We start from the raw sequence: 17,253 nt of genomic DNA, 5'->3' as shown, positions 1-17,253 counted from the left end.
TCTCCCCTGTCCTGATTTTTTATTATTTTGCTAAAGCTTTCTTTAAGCTCTAGTTTTTGAATTCCTGTCTCGTAAACTAGCAACAGCTACGACCAGTTAAAGTTAACCTAACCAAAAAAATTTCGCTAGGGTTAAACTAAATATCTGTGAAGAAAGGTGCAAAATCGCAGCAGAACTAGTATGCTGCGCCGATTTTTCAACAGGTTACAGGTTGATTTATATGCAAGATTTTCAGCCAGCTCCACAAGCGCTGGCCAACAAGACAATACTGGTAACAGGAGCCGGTGACGGCATAGGTAAAGAAGCAGCCATTACCTTCGCCCGCTACGGTGCCACTGTGATTCTACTGGGAAAAACAACCGCAAAGCTTGAGGCTGTGTACGACAGCATTGTAGCCGCGGGTTGTCCGGAGCCGGCCATAGTACCACTGGACTTAAACGGCGCCAGCAAAAAACATTATCAAGATATGGCCAGCACCATTAAAGCCGAATTTGGCAAACTCGATGGTGTATTACACAACGCCGGCATGCTGGGCGTGCTGACTCCCTTTGAGCATATAGATTTAGATACCTGGCAGAAAATTCTGCAGGTCAATCTGACCTCCGCCATGCTGATGACACAGGCACTGTTACCTGTGATGGCGCTGGCACCTCAGGCCTCTTTAGTTTTTACCTCGTCCGGCGTTGGCCGCAAAGGCCGGGCTTATTGGGGCGCTTACAGCGTTTCAAAGTTTGGCACCGAAGGTTTGATGCAACTGATTGCCGATGAATATGAAGGCAGCAACATCAGAACCAACTGTATTAACCCAGGCGCGACCCGCACCAAAATGCGCACAGCGGCTTATCCGGGTGAAAATCAGCTGAGCTTAAAAACCCCGGCCGACATCATGCCACTTTATGTATATCTGATGTCAGACGCCAGTATTGGGGTCAATGGTCAGTCGCTGGATGCCCAGCCTAAATAACAGAGCTTGAATTTAACCAATAAAAAAACCGGCATCAGCCGGTTTTTTTATTGGTTGCCAACTTAACGTTTGGCCAGAATTTCTTCATTGTGCTGCGCAGCCCACTCGTTCCACACATCAACTTTACTGTTAAAGTTGGTCAGCGCTTGTTTGCTGGCTTCTTCTAACAGAGCATCAACTTGTTTAATATATTTTTTCTCTACTTTAGAAAAAGGCACAACATTAATGCCGCGCTCTTGTAATCCCTTTTTCATTGTATGGGTTTTTAATAATTGTAAAGTGCCGTTTTCAACATAAAAAAACTGACTTTCTTTATTAATGGTTTTGAATTTTGGTTTGATTGGACGTTTCAGATCGCCTTCTGCCGGCTCTTCCGCTTCTACCGCTACTGCAACACCATCAGCATTTAATTTGTAACCCAGTTGCTCCAGGGTAAAACCCTGAGCTTTAGCAAATTCGCGAACTTTAGCCAATACTTCAGATTCTTTCTGGCGTTCATCCAGCACTGAAGTCAGTACGTCAATCACTTCCTGTAATTTTAAAACAGTCAATTCTTTTGCTGCTTTTTTTAATTCACGTTTATCAAGTAATAATGACATCGTTCGCTCCTTTATCGGGATCCTAATAATAGTGAAAATATAATAGCGGCAAAACAAAATGAAAGAAACAATTTTCCCTGTTAATTATATAAGCATTTATAAAATGGCTAATGCTCTGGTGCTAACCAGCTCTGTGCTTTCAGCTGGTCGGTGCTGAGTTTGTCACAAATTTAGGGTATCTTAGCGGCAGCAAATTTCCGGAGTCGGTATGAGTTCTATTAAACATTTGTTTCAGAACAACAAAGCATGGGCAGACAGAATTGAGCTGGAAGCACCGGGCTTTTTTAAAAAATTATCAGAACAACAGGCGCCCGAATATTTATGGATAGGCTGCTCAGACAGCAGAGTTCCGGCCAATGACATTGTTGGTTTGTTGCCCGGGGAACTTTTTGTCCATCGTAATGTAGCCAATCTGGTTTTGCATTCTGATATCAACTGTTTGTCTGTACTGCAATACGCCATTGATGTGCTCAAAGTAAAACATATTATTGTCTGCGGCCATTATGGCTGCGGTGGTATTAACGCCGCCATGAACAAGCAAAAAGTGGGGTTTGTCGACAACTGGTTGCGTAATATCAAAGACGTGTATGCCATTCACCGTGACGAAATTGAAAGTATCAGCGATGAACAGGACAGACTGAACCGGCTGTGTGAACTGAACGTGATTGAGCAGGTGCAAAACGTCTGTCACACCAGTTTTGTGCAGGAAGCCTGGGACAGAGGACAGTCGCTGACGGTCCATGGCTGGGTGTACAGTCTGCGTAATGGCCGGGTAAAAGACCTAAGGGTAAGTCACTCCAGCACAGCCACTATCGACAATATTTATACGCTTGATTTAACTGACGATATGCCCAGCGAAAAGTAAAGACGAGACATTAAGCTGCAGTCTTTGCGGGTCAAAACACAAAGACTGCCATTGTTATTGAAAAACCACTTTGCCATCTTTGCTTTCGGTGTAGGTCGCCGCATGCCCTTTCACCCACTGCCCTTTTTGCAGATATTCGGAACTTGTCAACAATTGCTGTTCTTTTAATACACTGGTAGAACGCACCATGGTGATGCCATTGGCATTGTTTTCTACTTTTTCTTCTGCGGTTAGTTTACCGCTTGTAGCATCATATTGCATGGTGCCATGGGTATAAAAACCTGCTGTCGTGAAATAATAATAGGCCAGGCTTTTTTTACTTTTATCCCAGAAAATAATCGATTCACCGCCGTATTCGCCATTATTCACCGAATGCACCACTTTAATAGCCTGACCGTTCAGCGCACGCTGCCATAATGAATAATCAATACTGGTTTTTCCTTGTTGCTGTGCCTGCAACTCCCCCCGCCAGACTTTATTTAAAAAAGGCCGGAATACTTCCAGTTCAGGTGCGAGTGTGTCGTTTTGCGCTGCTGCCGGCAGCACAAATACCGTTACGGATATCAACATCAATAATGCTGAAATAAGTTTCATACTTGTGCTCCCTGATTGTTTTGCTGATAAAAATCCAACATTTGCTGTTCAACCTGCTGCGAAAATTGTTTCATCTGAATCGCGTATTGTTCTAAAAAGCGATCTTCTGCGGTTTGCGCCTGCCAGGCGGGCACAGCAGCAGTATTGCCCTGCTCGTCGAGCGCCACAAAAGTGATAATACAATGATTGGTTTCCGGCAGCTGTTCAGTTTGGGTGTCGCCTGAGCGCACCTGAATAAAAATATGCATACTGGAATGGCCGGTGTGCACCACTTTTGCTTCAAGCTCAACCAGATGCCCTACCAGAATAGGACGGCGAAAGCGGATGGTGCCCACAGATACTGTGACACAATACAAACCACTCCAGCGTGCGGCACAGGCATAAGCGGCCTGATCAATCCATTTCATCACCATACCGCCATGCACTTTGCCACCAAAATTGACATGGGTCGGCTCGGCCAGAAAACGAAATTCCACAGTACGTTTATGCAGCATTTTGTCCGTCATTCGTCTGTTCCCTTTGGTTATAACACCACGGTTTTATTACCGTGCACAAAAACCCGGTCTTCAATCACCAGCTCCAGCGCTTTACTCAGCACATTCTTTTCAACATCACGCCCTGCTCTGGCCATATCTTCGGCGCTGTAATTGTGGTCTACATTGGTTACCATCTGCTTAATAATAGGCCCTTCATCCAAATCATCAGTGACAAAATGGGCAGTGGCGCCAATAATTTTCACACCACGTTTAAACGCCTGATGATAAGGATTAGCGCCAATAAAAGCCGGCAGGAAACTGTGATGGATATTAATAATGCGGTTTGGATAAAGCGCGACAAACTCAGGGCTTAAAATACGCATAAATTTGGCCAGCACCAGATAATCCGGCTGATACAGGTCAATCTGCTGCTGCAACAGTTTTTCGTGTTCGGCCCGGCTTTTATCCTGATGGCTGACAAAATGATAAGGCACACCAAACTTGTCGGCCAAAGCACCAAGTTCCGGATGGTTACCAACAATAGCGGCAATATCCAGCTTCAGTGAACCGTCATACACTTTTATCAGAATATCACCGATACAGTGTGCTTCTTTGGTCACCAGGATCACCACTTTTTTATTGCGATCACTGACCAGCTGCCTTTCACTGCCTTGAGGTAATGCCCGGTCTAAATCCAGCATGAAGGTGTGGTCGTTAAATATGCCTTCAAGCCGGGTCCGCATATAAAACTGACCGGAAACCGGATCCACATATTCGGTATTGCGGATAATATTTAGCTGGTGCTTGTAGCAGATATTGGTAATTTGTGCGATCAGCCCCTTTGAATCCGGGCATTCAATTAATAAAGTTTTTTGTTCCATCATTGACTCAATACAACATTTGTTATCAGAAGATTATGGCAAGGAAAAAGCGCGAAGTTTCACTTTAGACGGCCATCCATCTGATAGCAAGCAAATCAAAGCCTGGCTGTTATGATGCACTTTGCTTGTTGTTTGCATCTTAGCTCGCCATAATGCCCAATGTTGCCGCTGTGCAAAGACGAATAAACAAGCCTGAGACCCGAATGAAGCCTTTTGAATTAAACGCTGTTGGTGTAATTGAATCTCCCTATAAACAAAAATTTGCGATTCCGCGTCAGCCGGGTTTGATCCCGGAAGCCAAAGGCGCTCTGGTGTTGTCACCGCCTTATGCCGATGACGCTATAGTGCGTGGCATTGAAAGTTTTAGTCACCTCTGGCTGGTGTTTGTATTTCACGAAACGGCAGATAAAGGTTGGTCGCCTTTGGTGCGCCCGCCACGCTTAGGTGGCAACGATAAAAAAGGTGTATTTGCCACCCGCGCCACTTTCAGACCAAACCCAATTGGCTTATCTGTCGTAAAACTCGAGGGTGTTGAGCGCAGAGGCGAGAAGCTGGTGCTGAATTTAAGTGGCATTGATTTACTCGATGGCACGCCGGTACTGGATATTAAACCTTATCTGCCTTATGCCGATGCACTGCCAAAAGCCAATGGCGGTTTTGCCGATGCCGCACCTCATACTGATATGACAGTGTCTTTCAGTGAACAGGCTGTTGCTTTTTGCCAGGCACAAACAGAGTTACCGGATTTACAGATTTTTATTGAAAAAGTACTGAAACAGGACCCTCGCCCGCCTTATAAGAAGCAGCGCGGGGAACAACAAAGTTATGGCATGACTTTATATAACTTTAATATCAAATGGACTGTAGATGGCAACCACAATTATGTTAGTGAAATCAAAACCCACCGCAGTTAAAAAAAGCGCAATCACAGGCTTCTTCTGTCTGTTAGCCATGACAGTAGCAGCGAGTTTTCCACTTGCTGCTGCAGAGATTCCAACGCTGCCTGAGCCTGTCAGCAATCAGCTGGTGCTGCAAGCCTCGGTGCGTGGTCAGCCTTATCTGGCCAGTTTTGCAGGTTTGGGTTCAGCTAAAACGCCAGCTGCAATGCACAATAAAGTGTGGCAACTGAGCCTTGGTCAATCGAACTGGCAAAATATTGCGGCTTTGCCAGGCACTAACAGAGTCAATGGCCGTATTGCCGCCACCGGCGTTGAGCTCAATAAACATTTTTTTATTCTGGGCGGTTATGGCCAAAGCAGTGACGGCAAAAGTGGCACTCTGGCCGACGGTTACCGTTTTAGTCCTGTGACCCAAAGTTACAGCAAGTTGCCCGATATGCCGGTAGCTGTGGATGAAAGTGTCGCTTTTGCTCATAAAGACAGATACATCTATTTACTGGCTGGTTTTCATCACAGCGGCGCAGTCAATCTGGTGCAGCTTTTTGACAACTTTACACAAAAATGGAGTCAGGCCACCCCTTTAACGGGTACTGCCGTTTTTGGTCATGCCGGCGTTTTGGTTGGTAATGACATCTTGTTTTGTGATGGCGTAAAAACAACTTCAGCCGCTGATGGCTCAACTCAGTTTGTGCCAGAGGCCGCTTGTTATCTTGGAAAAATTTCCGATAAAAATGCCAGCCAAATCAGCTGGCGCCAGATAGCGCACCACGGTGGCAAAGCCCGTACCCGCCAGGGCGCTATTGCGGTCGAGGTCAATGGCGAAACCATGGCGGCTTTTATTGGCGGCAGTGAAACGCCTTATCATTTGAACGGCCTGACCGATGATGGCAAAGCGATAGAACCCAGCAGCGCCATTTATTTGTATTCATTTAAGCAGCAAAGATGGCTCAAAGCGGCACCCAGTGAAACCGCAGTGATGGATTTACGCAGCCTGGTACTGATAGACGGTGAAATTTTCAGCATTGGCGGTATGTTAGCGGGACAGCAACTGAGTAATACCGCGATAAAACATCAGATTAAACTTCTGCCCGAGTAAAGGCCTTGTTAGAATAAGGTCAAAGGGCTCATTTTCAGTGGAACAGTTATGCGCAGCAGTCAGTATTTATTATCAACCTTAAAAGAAACGCCATCCGATGCCGAAATTGTCAGCCATCAGCTGATGTTACGTGCTGGCATGATCCGCCGTGAAGCTTCCGGCATGTACACCTGGTTGCCAACAGGCCTGCGTGTGTTGCGTAAAGTAGAAGCCATAGTGCGCGAAGAAATGAATAAAGCAGGTGCGCTGGAAGTGCTGATGCCAATGGTACAACCTGCTGAATTGTGGCAGGAATCTGGCCGCTGGGAGCAAATGGACGCTGAGCTTCTGCGTTTTAAAGACCGCCACCAGCGTGATTTTGTGCTTGGCCCAACCCACGAAGAAGTGATCACCGATTTAGTGCGTAAAGAAATCAGCAGCTACAAACAGCTGCCGATCAATATGTACCAAATCCAGACCAAATTCCGCGACGAGCGCCGCCCACGTTTTGGCGTGATGCGCGCGCGCGAATTTTTAATGAAAGATGCTTATTCGTTTCACTTAAGTCAGGAATGTCTGGAAAAAACCTACCAGACCATGTACCAGGCTTATAGTAATATTTTTACCCGCTTAGGGCTGGATTTCCGCCCTGTGCTTGCCGACACCGGCGCCATTGGTGGTGCTGTTTCGCACGAATTCCACGTACTGGCCGCTTCAGGCGAAGACGCTATTGTGTTTTCGGATGAAAGTGATTACGCCGCCAATATTGAAAAAGCCGAAGCTTTGGCACCAACCACTGCCCGCCCTGCAGCAACAGCTGCTAAAACCGAAGTGGCAACACCTAATGCAGGTACCATTGCTGAAGTGTCAGCTTTATTAAAAGTGGATGCCTGTCAGATTGTCAAAACCCTGCTGGTGCATGCTGCCAAAGCTGATGAAAAAGCCCCGCAAACATTAGTGGCGCTGGTGCTGCGTGGTGACCATGAACTCAATGAAATTAAAGCCGACAAACATCCATTGGTTGCCTCTCCACTGACCTTTGCCACCGAAGCGGAAATTCTGGCAGCCACAGGCGCTAATGCGGGTTCTATTGGCCCTGTTGGCCTGTCTATTCCGGTGGTAGTGGACCGCAGCGCTGCAGTGCTGGCTGATTTTGTTTGTGGAGCCAATAAAACCGGTTTCCACCTGACCGGCGTCAATTTTGACCGTGATATCCCAACTTATGAAGTGGCGGATTTACGCAATGTGGTTGAAGGTGACCCAAGCCCATGTGGCAAAGGTAAACTTGTGATCAAACGTGGTATTGAAGTGGGCCATATTTTCCAGCTGGGTGATAAATATGCCGCGGCGATGAAAGCCGGTGTACTGAATGAAGAAGGCAAACACCAGATCATGACCATGGGTTGTTATGGTGTGGGTGTGTCGCGCATCGTGGCCGCTGCCATTGAGCAAAACCACGACGAATACGGCATTACCTGGCCTGCAGCTATAGCACCATTCCAGGTGGCACTGGTACCAATGAATATGCATAAATCTGTGCGCATTCAGGAAGCCACTGAACAGCTTTATAAAGAGCTGATGGCGGCTGGTATTGAAGTGTTGTTTGATGACCGTAAAGAGCGCCCTGGTGTCATGTTTGCCGATATGGAGCTTTTGGGTGTGCCACATCATATTGTGATTGGCGAGCGCAACCTCGACGAGCGCAAGGTGGAATACAAAAACCGCCGTACCGGTGAAAAACTGTTGTTGAATTTAGACGAAGTGCTGGCAACGCTGCAGCAGCAGCTGAAATAAGCCAATCACAGCAGTCGCAAGCCCGAGTGCTGCCTGCAGTATTCGGGCTTTTTGTTAAGAGTGCCATTGCGGGTGTCACATCAGCACAACGCTGATTTGGTAGCTGGCCGAGAACTGCATCGGCAGTTGCCGCGTAATACACCCAAACCAGCTATTGAGTGTGAAAGGAGCGTCCATGTTGTACTGGAATAGCCGCAGCCTGCCTGAGCTTGCAGGTCTTAATTTTCGTGAACGTATGCAGGTGCTGCGAAGTGCCGCGGATAGCCTGCCAACCCCACAAAAGCTGCTGCTGAATCTGTTAAAACTGGCGGTGTTAATTCCGTTATTTTTATTGATTGCCAGGGCACCGGATCTCGCCACTGCTGCGCTTTATGTGCTGACACTGGTGCTGTTATACCCACTGATCACCCGCCCTTTGACTTTTTATCTGGTACGCCCTTCGCTCGCAAAAATCAGAGCCAATCTGGCGGCTAAATCTTAACTGCCGAACCAGCCGGGTCTGAACTGTAAAAGACCCGTCCGCCAATCATTGATAACAATAAAAAAAACCACCTCAGCTGAGGTGGTTTTTTTATCTACAACAGCCTGCATCACAGGCTGTTGTATCACGCTTTATTTCACGCTTTATTTCACGCCATGCATCAGTTTATTGATCAGCGGTGAAATCACCAGCAACACAATACCAGCACCTAACAGCAGGTAAAAACTGAAGCTAAAACCAGCAAGCGCCGATTCAATGGTCATACCGGTTTCACCGGAAATTTCACCGGCCAGAATACCAGACAGGTTGTTACCGGTCGCCACCGACAAGAACCAGGCCCCCATGGCAAGGCCAACATAACGTACCGGCGCCAGCTTGGTTACCATCGACAAACCAATAGGTGATAAACAAAGTTCACCAATAGACTGCAGCACATAACAAAGTACCAGCGGCCACAGTGGGATCAAACCGTTTCCGTCAACCAGCTGGGTTAATGCAAACATCAGCACCAGGAAACCCAGCGCGTTGCCAAGTAAACCTAAACCAAACTTAAACGGAATTGTTGGTTCCATTTTACGTTTGCTGGTGAAATACCAGATCGCGCTGATCACAGGAGCAAACAGGATAATGGCCAGTGAGTTCACTGACTGGAACCAGCCTGTTGGAAAGATAAAACTGCCGTCAGCAAAAATGTCACGGTTCACCAGATTTTGCGCCAGGAAGTTAAAAGAGCTGCCTGCCTGTTCAAAGAACATCCAGAATGTCACGTTAAAACCAAACAATAACAGCAGCGCACAAACACGGTGCATCTGAATACGACCATTTTGTTTGCCTTCAAGCAGCAGCATACCGGCCACAATCACAAAGAGCACACCTAACACCCAGGCCAGCGTCTGCGCGCCCATACCTGCCATCAGGAAATACACCACAGGCACTGCGACCACCACACCGGCAATCACATAAGCCAGCATTTTGCCTGCCGGTTTATCTTCCGGCATCATGCCAATGCCTTTGAGTTGTTTGCGACCGATATAAAACCAGATGGTACTTAAAATCATACCGACACCGGCGGCACCAAACACTGCTTTATAGTTCTGGTGTTGTGGGGTGCCAAAAATTTCACTGGCAAGCCAGCCAGTTAATAACGGAGACAACATACCGCCTAAGTTAATACCCATATAAAAAATGGTAAAACCACGGTCACGACGGTCATCACCCTGTTTGTACAGCTGACCCACTAAAGACGAAATATTCGGCTTAAACAAGCCATTACCAACCACAATAACCGCCAGACCCAATAAGAACACGTCCAGACTTGGCACCATGATCATAAAAAGACCTATGGACATCACCACAGCGCCGAGCAAAATCGAACGCTGGTAACCAATAATACGGTCGGCAACATAACCACCAAAAATAGCGGTGGCGTACACTAAGGCCAGATAAGCACCGTAATAACGGCTGGCATCACCTTCACCTGAGGCATTGCCGGCATAAAACTGCGCCACAATATATAAAGTTAATGCCCAGCGAATACCGTAGAACGCAAAACGCTCCCAGAATTCCGCCATAAACAACATCCATAATGGTTTTGGATGTCCCCATAAAGTTTCAAACTCTGGCTGATGGGTTATGGTCTGGGTTTGGCTCATACGCACACTCCGAAGTTTTGTCGCAGGCGCATAGCTGAGCGCAGCGTGTAAGCGCTGTTGAGGGTTTTCAGCATGGTGATTTCCTGTTTCTAATAATTATGTGAATGATAATTACGGGTTGAGGGTGTTTGGTTTTTAGTTGACTGACGTTTATACCGTACCAGGCCAAAAATGAAAAGGGGCAGTGCCGTTGCCTGCCCCTTTTTGCCGGTTAAAACACCGGTTTCAGGCTATTTTAACCACAGATCCGATCACTCCAGAAATTCTTCCAGCGCCTCTTCGTCCACTTCAGCTGCCGGCGGATTGCCGTCATACAACTGATATTCCTGCCGCTGGAAATACGCATCTTTGACAAAAGCGTAAGGGTCCAGCGAATCGTTCAGCAGCTTCTCCTGCTGCATCAGCGCTTCGCGCGCCGACAAAGCGCCAATAGTAAATTTGGCGATGGTTTGTGGGCTGTTTAATACCGACATTGGAAAATACAGGTTATCCACTAAATCGCCGGTCAGGTTACGAACTGTAGAAGGGCCGCGCGCCGGGATCATTAAAAACGGGCCATGGCCCACACCCCAAACCCCAAGTGTCTGGCCAAAATCTTCTTCTTTTACTTCAAGGCCGGCGCTGCTCGCCACATCAAATAACCCCACTAAACCCACAGTGCTGTTGAGTAAAAAGCGGCCGGCGCTGACAGCAGAACTCCTGGGTTTGCCTTGCAACAAACCGTTTAAGAAGTTGGCAGGTTCATTTAAGTTATTGACCATATTCGACAAACCGGTACGGGCCGGTTTGGGCACCACCGCCATATAACCTTTGGTGGCAGGTTTAAGCAGATAAGCATCCAGATAGTCGTAGTTAAAAGTCCACATTTTGCGGTTGACTGACTCAAAAGGGTCGCGCTCGTCTGTCATCGGCTCTGGCTGTACTGTGGCTACGGCTTCTGCATTGTTCACAGCCACATCTGCTGTTGCGGTTTGTGGTTTAGTGCTACAAGCCGACAGCGTTAGCAATAAAGCGGCCAGTGTTATTTTAAAAAGTGGATTCATCCATTTACTCCAGTGAAAGTGTCAGCTCCTGCTGACCATCTTTTAATTCAATAAGTTCTGAAACTATTTCCGGATCGCCCGCGGTTTTAGCCACAGCACCGGACTGACTGATACGGGCCGATACCAACACTTGCGCCACATTATCCAGGCCCCAACCTGGCTGCATCACCATATTGGAGTTCAGTTCAATCTGACGGCTGCCGCTAAACACTGCCAGTTTTTGCACCGCCAGTGGCATCGGCGGGCCCTCTGCAGCTTTGGCCACTACAAATAAGCTGGCGTCTTTAAATTTTGCAGCTAAGGCTTCGCTTACCTGTAAAGTCAGCATAATACGGCGTTTAGGTGCAGCCGGATCTGCAGTAGCACTTTCCCCGCTGGAAGCTTCTGTTTTAGTATCGGCAACAGCAACACCGGCAGCACCTTGTGAAACTTTGGCCAGTTGCTGCTCAATCATGCTGTAACGTGGGTCATTTTTATCCAGTTGTGACAACAACATTTCCCAGGCCGCCTTTGCCTCAACCAAATCACCCCGCTCCTGTGCTATCAGCGCCAGCATCGACAAGGCATCCTTATTCATTGGATCTTTACTCAGCACCAGCCCCAGGCTTTGTGCTGCTTTTTGCAGATTGTCGGCGTTGTCGGTCACCAGCAGCGCCTGAGCATAGCTAAGCAGCACATTGGCGCGCTCCGGCGTCAGTTTCAGCGCTTTTTCAAAAGCTTCAATGGCATCCTCTACCAGCCCTTGCGAAAACCAGATGCGGCCAAGCACATACCAGGCCACAGCGTCATCCCCCTCATTGGCCAATTTGGTGCGAAGTGCTAAGGCAAATAAACTGATTTCTTTTTCACTTAACGGCTCGCCTTTATTCAGCAGCGCCCGCTCACCATACGATGGCAAATTTTGCTGCGCCAGCTCCCAGTCGCTGAGTTCACGGTAATGACCACTGAGGCCATAGGCAATGCCGACCACCAGCAGCACCAATACCAGCGACAGCGGTGCCAGCCAGGGCGTGTTGTTACCTGCAAGGGCCGCCTGACGCTGTCCGATAAACTGGCTTTTTAACTCATTGGCTGCACTTAAAAAATCTTCCGGCGCCAATTCGCCATTGTCTCTGGCCTGGGTCAGGGCATGCAGACGCTCGGCAAAAAGTTCGGTCTGGGTTTGTTCGGCGCTGCCGGCTTTACGCGGCCACCACAATAACAGCACCACCACAGCCAGCATCAACAGCGCCGCTACACTTAATTGCATCAACATTAATCCGGCTCCTTTGATGATTTTTCTGCCATGGCCTGTTCAATCATCGCCTGCAGTTTTTGTTCAAGCTCAGGGTCAACAGCGTCCGTTTGTTGCAGTTGCTGCACTTTTTGTTGTTTTTGCAGCATCACCCAGAATAAACCGGCCAATAACAACAAAGGAGCCAGCCACAACCAAATTGTGCTCCACTGCACAGGCGGCTGGTAATGAACAAAGTCACCATATCTTTGTTTCATATAATCAATGACTTGCTCTTTGTTTTGCCCTTGCTGCACCAGCTGGTAGGTTTTTTCGCGCATATCCACCGCCACCACAGCGTTAGAATCGGCAATATTCTGGTTCTGACACTTTGGGCAGCGCAGCTCAGCCGTCAGCTCACGGTACAGCGCTTGTTGCTGTGCATCTTTAAACGGCAGCAGTTCTTCTGCGGCAGTAGTGGCAAAAGCCGGACATAAACAAAGCGCCAGCAATAAGCGGGCAAAAGCTCTGGAAAACAACTGCATTTTAGGGCGCATTAGTGGCTCCTATGCTTTGTTGTGTCAAAGCTGCTGCAGCCTGGGCTTCCTGCAGTACCGCCTGATATTGCGCTGCTAAGGCTGGCCAGTTTTGCGGGTTAATATCGCCAACATGGTGGGCGCGGATTTGCCCCTGGGCGTCAATTAAAAAGGTTTCAGGCGCACCTGTGACACCCAAATCAAAAATCAGGCTGCGTTTTTCATCCAGAATATTCAGCTGATAAGGATTGCCCTGCTCGGCCAGTTTTTTTGCTACATCCTTTTGTAATGCTGCTAAATCAAAAGTCTCACCAAAAGCGCTGTCTTGCGGCTGCACATAATACAAACCCACAATCTCAATGCCCTGCTGACGCAGTTCGGTTAAAAAACCAAGCTCGGCATTACAGGTTGGACACCACAGACCCCACACATTGAGTAGATAGACTTTGCCTTTGAGGTCATCGGCACTCAGCATCCGCTGTGGAGCCATCAGATCCGGCAATAAAAACGCCGGCAATGGTTTACTCACAAGCGCCGAGCCATGCTGGCGCGGATCGGAAAACAAACCGCTGAATAAAAAAGCCGCCAGCGCAATAAAAAGCACAAAAGGAATGAAAAATAATGACTTACGCATGCTCAGCTCCGTTAAATGCAGCTGTGGTTTCACGCACTTTTACATCAACATGGGCAGGGGCACGACGATAACGTTTATCTAACAGTGCCAGCAAAGCACCTAATGCCATCAATACACCACCAAGCCAAATCCAGCGCACAAAAGGTTTGACATACACCCGCATCGCCCAGGACGGGCCGCTCAGCTCTTCACCCAAAGCTACGTATAAATCGCGGCTTAAGCGGGCATGTACTGCGGCTTCGGTCATCACGGTTTTTTGCAGTGGATAAAAACGTTTTTCCGCGTGCAGATGCGTGACTTTTTCACCGTTGCTGAACACTTCCAGCTCAGCCGCCTGACCACCATAGTTCGGGCCATTTAGCGCATACACGTCCGTCAGCGTAAAGTGATAACCGTTCAGCTCCACTGTGTCGCCAATTTTCATCCGCACGTCTTTTTCCACACTCAGGGTTTTGGTCATGGCCACACCGACAACCAGCACGGCAAAACCAATATGCGCCAGCGTCATGCCCCAGTGACTGGCCTGCAAGCGAGTGAAACCAAGACTGAAACCACCCAGCTGCTGTGCACGCTGATACACCTCGCCAATAGCCGACATGCCAACCCAGGCGCCGAGCAAACAACCCAATAACGCCAGATTGGCCGCCAGCGACTGTGTCGCCGCCAGATAACCAATGGCTAAAGTCAGCGCCAACAGCGCAACCAGGGTTAAGGGTTTTAATAAAGGCGGCAGCTGCTGCTGTTTCCAGCGTACCCAGGGGCCAAGCCCCAGCAGTAAACTAAAAGGGATCACCAGATAATAAAACAGCTGATTAAAAAACGGCTCGCCGATAGAAATAGAGCCTAAGCCTAATTCTTTGTGAAACAGTGGGTATAAAGTGCCTAAAAACACCACCAGAGTGGCGGTCAGTAAAAATACATTATTGCCCCACAGCAACACTTCACGGCTAAACAGCTGATAACGGGCCTGCGAGCGCACAGCGTTCATCCGCAGCGCATACAAAAATAACGATCCACCCACGACCAGCAGTAAAAACGCCAGTAAATACAAACCGCGGCTTGGATCAGAAGCAAAGGAGTGCACCGACACCAGTACGCCGGATCGCACTAAAAAGGCGCCCATTAAACTTAACGAAAATGCCGCTATGGCCAGCAGCACAGTCCAGGATTTAAAGGTGCCGCGTTTTTCAGTGACCGCCAGCGAATGCAACAATGCGGTGCCAACCAGCCAAGGCATAAAAGACGCGTTTTCAACCGGATCCCAGAACCACCAGCCGCCCCAGCCCAGTTCGTTATAAGCCCACCAGCTGCCGAGCATAATGCCCAGAGTTAAAAACAACCAGGCAGCTAAGGTCCATGGCCGCGCCCAGCGTGCCCAGGTACTGTCAAACTTACCGCCAATTAAAGCAGCAATGGCAAAAGCAAAAGAAACAGCAAAACCGACATAACCCACATACAACAGCGGCGGGTGCACTATCATGCCAAAGTCTTGCAGCAGCGGGTTTAAATCACGGCCTTCCACCGGAAAAAACGGCAGGCTGCGCTCGAAGGGGTTGGACATAAACAGCGAAAAGGCAATAAAACCAACACAGATAAAGCCCATCACGCCCAAAATGCGGCCTTGCATCAACAGCGGCAAAGAGTTGGAAAAGAGCGCCACCAAAGCAGTCCAGAGCGCCAGAATGGTCACCCAAAGCAGCATCGAGCCTTCATGGGAGCCGAAACTTGCGGTCAGCTGAAAATACCAGGGCAGCATGCTGGACGAATTGCTGGCCACGTTAATCACGGTAAAGTCGCTGTGATAAAAAGCGTACATCAGGCAGGCCATGGCGGTGCCGCTGAATAAAAACAGGCCAATCGCCAGGGGTTTGGCCAGCAATAACGCCCGCACACTGCCGCTGTAACTGCCATACATAGGCACCAGCGCCAGTAAACAAGATAAAGCAAAAGCAAATATCAGCGACAGCTGACCAATTTCAGGAATCATTATTGGCTACCGCCCTCTGTTGCCGTGGCTGGTTTATCTGCTTGTTTTGTTTCAGTTGTGGCTGCACCAGAGGTGGCTGAAGCATCTGCAGCGGCCGGATAGGTATATTTAGGCGCCACATGTTTGATGCCCTTCACCGCCTCTGCCACTTCCGGCGGCATATATTCTTCATCATGTTTAGCCAGCACTTCTGTTGCCTGAATATTGGTGGCGTCGATTAAAGTGCCTTGCGCCACTATGCCCTGCCCTTCACGGAATAAATCCGGCAGTATACCGTCATAATGCACTGTCACTGTGGGGCCTGTGTCGGCTAAAGCAAAACTGACTTTTAAACTGCTGTCGTCCCGTTTCACTGAACCTGGCACAACCATACCACCAATACGCAAACGCTGGCCTGGTACAGGTTTGACTTTGTCTTCGCCTAAACCATTCAGCAACTGACTTGGGGTATAAAACAAATCAACGTTTTCATTCAGCGCATACAACATGGCGCCTACAGCACCACTTAATAACAACAAAATGGCGCTGACGGCCATCAGCCGCTGTTTACGTCTTGGGTTCATTGTTTTCTTCCTCAAGTTGTTGCTGCGCACGCACTCTGTGTTCACGCTGTTGTTTTTTGGCTAAGTCCTGCAAAATCCGGCTCTGACTGCGCTGGCTGAACCACCAGAGCGCGGCCAGTAACCCATAGGTACTGCCAAAAGACAACCAGACAAAAAGCGCATAACCGCCCATCTGCCAAAAGGCACTTAACGACTCAAAATAAAATTCCGGCATCAGACACCCCGCCCTGCGTTAGTTTGCGGCACGCTACCTTTGTGCACAGACTGCTGCGCCAAAGCGCGAACCCAGGGTCTGTGCTGTTCATTGAGCAAAATAGCGGTGCGAAGGCGCAAACAGGTCAGCGCCGCCAGCAATAAGGCAAAACCCAAAATCCCCAGCAACAAAGGCCACAGCATCGAAGGGTCAATCGAAGGTTTGGCAAATTTAGTGATAGTGGCGCCCTGATGCAGGGTGTTCCACCATTCTACAGAAAAGTGAATAATCGGCAGATTCACCACCCCAACCACCGCCAATAAAGCTGAGGCTTTGGCGCCAAGCTGACGATCGGCAAAAGCGCCGGACAGTGCAATCACACCTAAATACAAAAACAATAAAATCAGTTCAGAAGTGAGTCTGGCATCCCACACCCACCAGGTGCCCCACATAGGTTTGCCCCAGGCCATGCCGGTCAAGAGTGCTATCAGCGTATACACAGCGCCAATAGGCGCAATGGCGCCAACAGCCCACTGTGCCACTTTAATTTGCCACACCAGTGCAATAAAAGCGGCAATAGCCATGCTGCTGTATGCGCCCATCGACCAAATCGCCGCTGGCACATGAATATGAATAATGCGGTAACTGTCACCTTGCTGGTAATCAGCCGGGGTAAAACCAAGGCCCCAGACAGTGCTCAGCAGCAAGGTCAACACGGCCAGCGTCATTAACCATGGAAACCACAAGCCGCAAATGCGGTATAAAGTTTCAGGTTTGGCATATGGATCAAGCCACTTAAACATA

19 protein-coding genes are annotated in these 17,253 nt (G+C 48.6%); 6 read left to right on the top strand and 13 right to left on the bottom strand.

The features are described from left to right. Positions 1-220 precede the first annotated feature (220 nt). Complete coding sequence (locus N3Z11_RS08240; RefSeq protein ID WP_260656688.1) at positions 221-964, top strand: YciK family oxidoreductase; 744 nt, start codon at positions 221-223, stop codon at positions 962-964. Positions 965-1,026: 62 nt separating this feature from the next. Here N3Z11_RS08240 and N3Z11_RS08235 read toward each other — a convergent pair whose 3' ends face one another. Next, positions 1,027-1,563, bottom strand: coding sequence for an H-NS histone family protein (locus tag N3Z11_RS08235; protein WP_260656687.1), 537 nt, complete (start codon positions 1,561-1,563; stop codon positions 1,027-1,029). A 208-nt stretch (positions 1,564-1,771) separates the two neighbouring features. Between N3Z11_RS08235 and can the strand changes: the two genes are divergently transcribed. After that, positions 1,772-2,428 carry a carbonate dehydratase gene (gene can, locus N3Z11_RS08230; protein ID WP_260656686.1) on the top strand — a complete coding sequence of 219 codons (657 nt, stop codon included), beginning with the start codon at positions 1,772-1,774 and terminating at the stop codon, positions 2,426-2,428. Between the two features lie 54 nt (positions 2,429-2,482). Here the strand turns inward: can and N3Z11_RS08225 are convergent, their stop codons facing one another. From N3Z11_RS08225 to purU, 3 genes are read right to left on the bottom strand one after another with little or no spacing between them, the layout of a single operon-like run. Beyond that, the gene (locus N3Z11_RS08225; RefSeq protein WP_260656685.1) at positions 2,483-3,022 is read right to left on the bottom strand and encodes a hypothetical protein; all 540 of its coding nucleotides are present in this window, start codon (positions 3,020-3,022) and stop codon (positions 2,483-2,485) included. Further along, positions 3,019-3,528 carry an acyl-CoA thioesterase gene (locus N3Z11_RS08220; RefSeq protein WP_260656684.1) on the bottom strand — a complete coding sequence of 170 codons (510 nt, stop codon included), beginning with the start codon at positions 3,526-3,528 and terminating at the stop codon, positions 3,019-3,021. Before N3Z11_RS08220 ends, N3Z11_RS08225 begins: the two co-directional genes overlap by 4 nt. 17 nt (positions 3,529-3,545) lie before the next feature. Then, the gene (gene purU, locus N3Z11_RS08215; protein WP_260656683.1) at positions 3,546-4,379 is read right to left on the bottom strand and encodes a formyltetrahydrofolate deformylase; all 834 of its coding nucleotides are present in this window, start codon (positions 4,377-4,379) and stop codon (positions 3,546-3,548) included. Positions 4,380-4,582: 203 nt separating this feature from the next. On the opposite strand from purU, the gene tsaA reads away from it, so the two are divergent. The 4 genes from tsaA to N3Z11_RS08195 all read left to right on the top strand — a co-directional run bounded on the left by tsaA (position 4,583) and on the right by N3Z11_RS08195 (position 8,628). Further along, positions 4,583-5,293, top strand: coding sequence for a tRNA (N6-threonylcarbamoyladenosine(37)-N6)-methyltransferase TrmO (gene tsaA, locus N3Z11_RS08210; RefSeq protein ID WP_260656682.1), 711 nt, complete (start codon positions 4,583-4,585; stop codon positions 5,291-5,293). After that, entirely contained in the window at positions 5,247-6,374 is a 1,128-nt protein-coding gene (locus N3Z11_RS08205) for a Kelch repeat-containing protein (protein WP_260656681.1), read from the top strand. Before tsaA ends, N3Z11_RS08205 begins: the two co-directional genes overlap by 47 nt. A gap of 48 nt (positions 6,375-6,422) precedes the next feature. Next, positions 6,423-8,147 (top strand): proline--tRNA ligase, encoded by a 1,725-nt coding sequence (locus tag N3Z11_RS08200; RefSeq protein WP_260656680.1) that lies wholly within the window; start codon positions 6,423-6,425, stop codon positions 8,145-8,147. 175 nt (positions 8,148-8,322) lie between these two features. Then, positions 8,323-8,628: a DUF6170 family protein gene (locus N3Z11_RS08195; protein WP_260656679.1), complete on the top strand. Its 306-nt coding sequence runs from the start codon at positions 8,323-8,325 to the stop codon at positions 8,626-8,628. Positions 8,629-8,771: 143 nt separating this feature from the next. Here N3Z11_RS08195 and N3Z11_RS08190 read toward each other — a convergent pair whose 3' ends face one another. The 9 genes from N3Z11_RS08190 to N3Z11_RS08150 all read right to left on the bottom strand — a co-directional run bounded on the left by N3Z11_RS08190 (position 8,772) and on the right by N3Z11_RS08150 (position 17,252). After that, on the bottom strand, positions 8,772-10,280 hold the full coding sequence (locus N3Z11_RS08190) for a peptide MFS transporter (RefSeq protein WP_260656678.1): 1,509 nt from the start codon (positions 10,278-10,280) through the stop codon (positions 8,772-8,774). A 251-nt stretch (positions 10,281-10,531) separates the two neighbouring features. Beyond that, the gene (locus tag N3Z11_RS08185) at positions 10,532-11,323 is read right to left on the bottom strand and encodes a VacJ family lipoprotein (RefSeq protein WP_260656677.1); all 792 of its coding nucleotides are present in this window, start codon (positions 11,321-11,323) and stop codon (positions 10,532-10,534) included. A gap of 4 nt (positions 11,324-11,327) precedes the next feature. Then, positions 11,328-12,578, bottom strand: coding sequence for a c-type cytochrome biogenesis protein CcmI (gene ccmI, locus N3Z11_RS08180; RefSeq protein ID WP_260656676.1), 1,251 nt, complete (start codon positions 12,576-12,578; stop codon positions 11,328-11,330). Further along, entirely contained in the window at positions 12,578-13,093 is a 516-nt protein-coding gene (locus tag N3Z11_RS08175) for a cytochrome c-type biogenesis protein (RefSeq protein WP_260656675.1), read from the bottom strand. The genes ccmI and N3Z11_RS08175 overlap by 1 nt, the downstream gene beginning before the upstream one ends. After that, the gene (locus N3Z11_RS08170; RefSeq protein ID WP_260656674.1) at positions 13,083-13,706 is read right to left on the bottom strand and encodes a redoxin family protein; all 624 of its coding nucleotides are present in this window, start codon (positions 13,704-13,706) and stop codon (positions 13,083-13,085) included. Before N3Z11_RS08170 ends, N3Z11_RS08175 begins: the two co-directional genes overlap by 11 nt. Beyond that, a complete protein-coding gene (locus N3Z11_RS08165) occupies positions 13,699-15,693 on the bottom strand; it encodes a heme lyase CcmF/NrfE family subunit (protein WP_260656673.1) in 1,995 nt (664 codons plus the stop codon). Before N3Z11_RS08165 ends, N3Z11_RS08170 begins: the two co-directional genes overlap by 8 nt. Continuing rightward, a complete protein-coding gene (ccmE, locus tag N3Z11_RS08160) occupies positions 15,693-16,256 on the bottom strand; it encodes a cytochrome c maturation protein CcmE (protein ID WP_260656672.1) in 564 nt (187 codons plus the stop codon). Before ccmE ends, N3Z11_RS08165 begins: the two co-directional genes overlap by 1 nt. Then, on the bottom strand, positions 16,240-16,470 hold the full coding sequence (gene ccmD / locus N3Z11_RS08155; protein WP_260656671.1) for a heme exporter protein CcmD: 231 nt from the start codon (positions 16,468-16,470) through the stop codon (positions 16,240-16,242). The genes ccmE and ccmD overlap by 17 nt, the downstream gene beginning before the upstream one ends. After that, positions 16,470-17,252 (bottom strand): heme ABC transporter permease, encoded by a 783-nt coding sequence (locus N3Z11_RS08150; RefSeq protein WP_260656670.1) that lies wholly within the window; start codon positions 17,250-17,252, stop codon positions 16,470-16,472. Before N3Z11_RS08150 ends, ccmD begins: the two co-directional genes overlap by 1 nt. Between the last annotated feature and the right edge of the window lies 1 nt (position 17,253).

The organism is Rheinheimera sp. 4Y26, from assembly GCF_025245835.1.
Taxonomy (GTDB): Bacteria; Pseudomonadota; Gammaproteobacteria; order Enterobacterales; family Alteromonadaceae; genus Pararheinheimera.
Note: the sequence above shows the minus strand (reverse complement) of the source record. Positions and strands in the feature narration are given on the sequence as shown.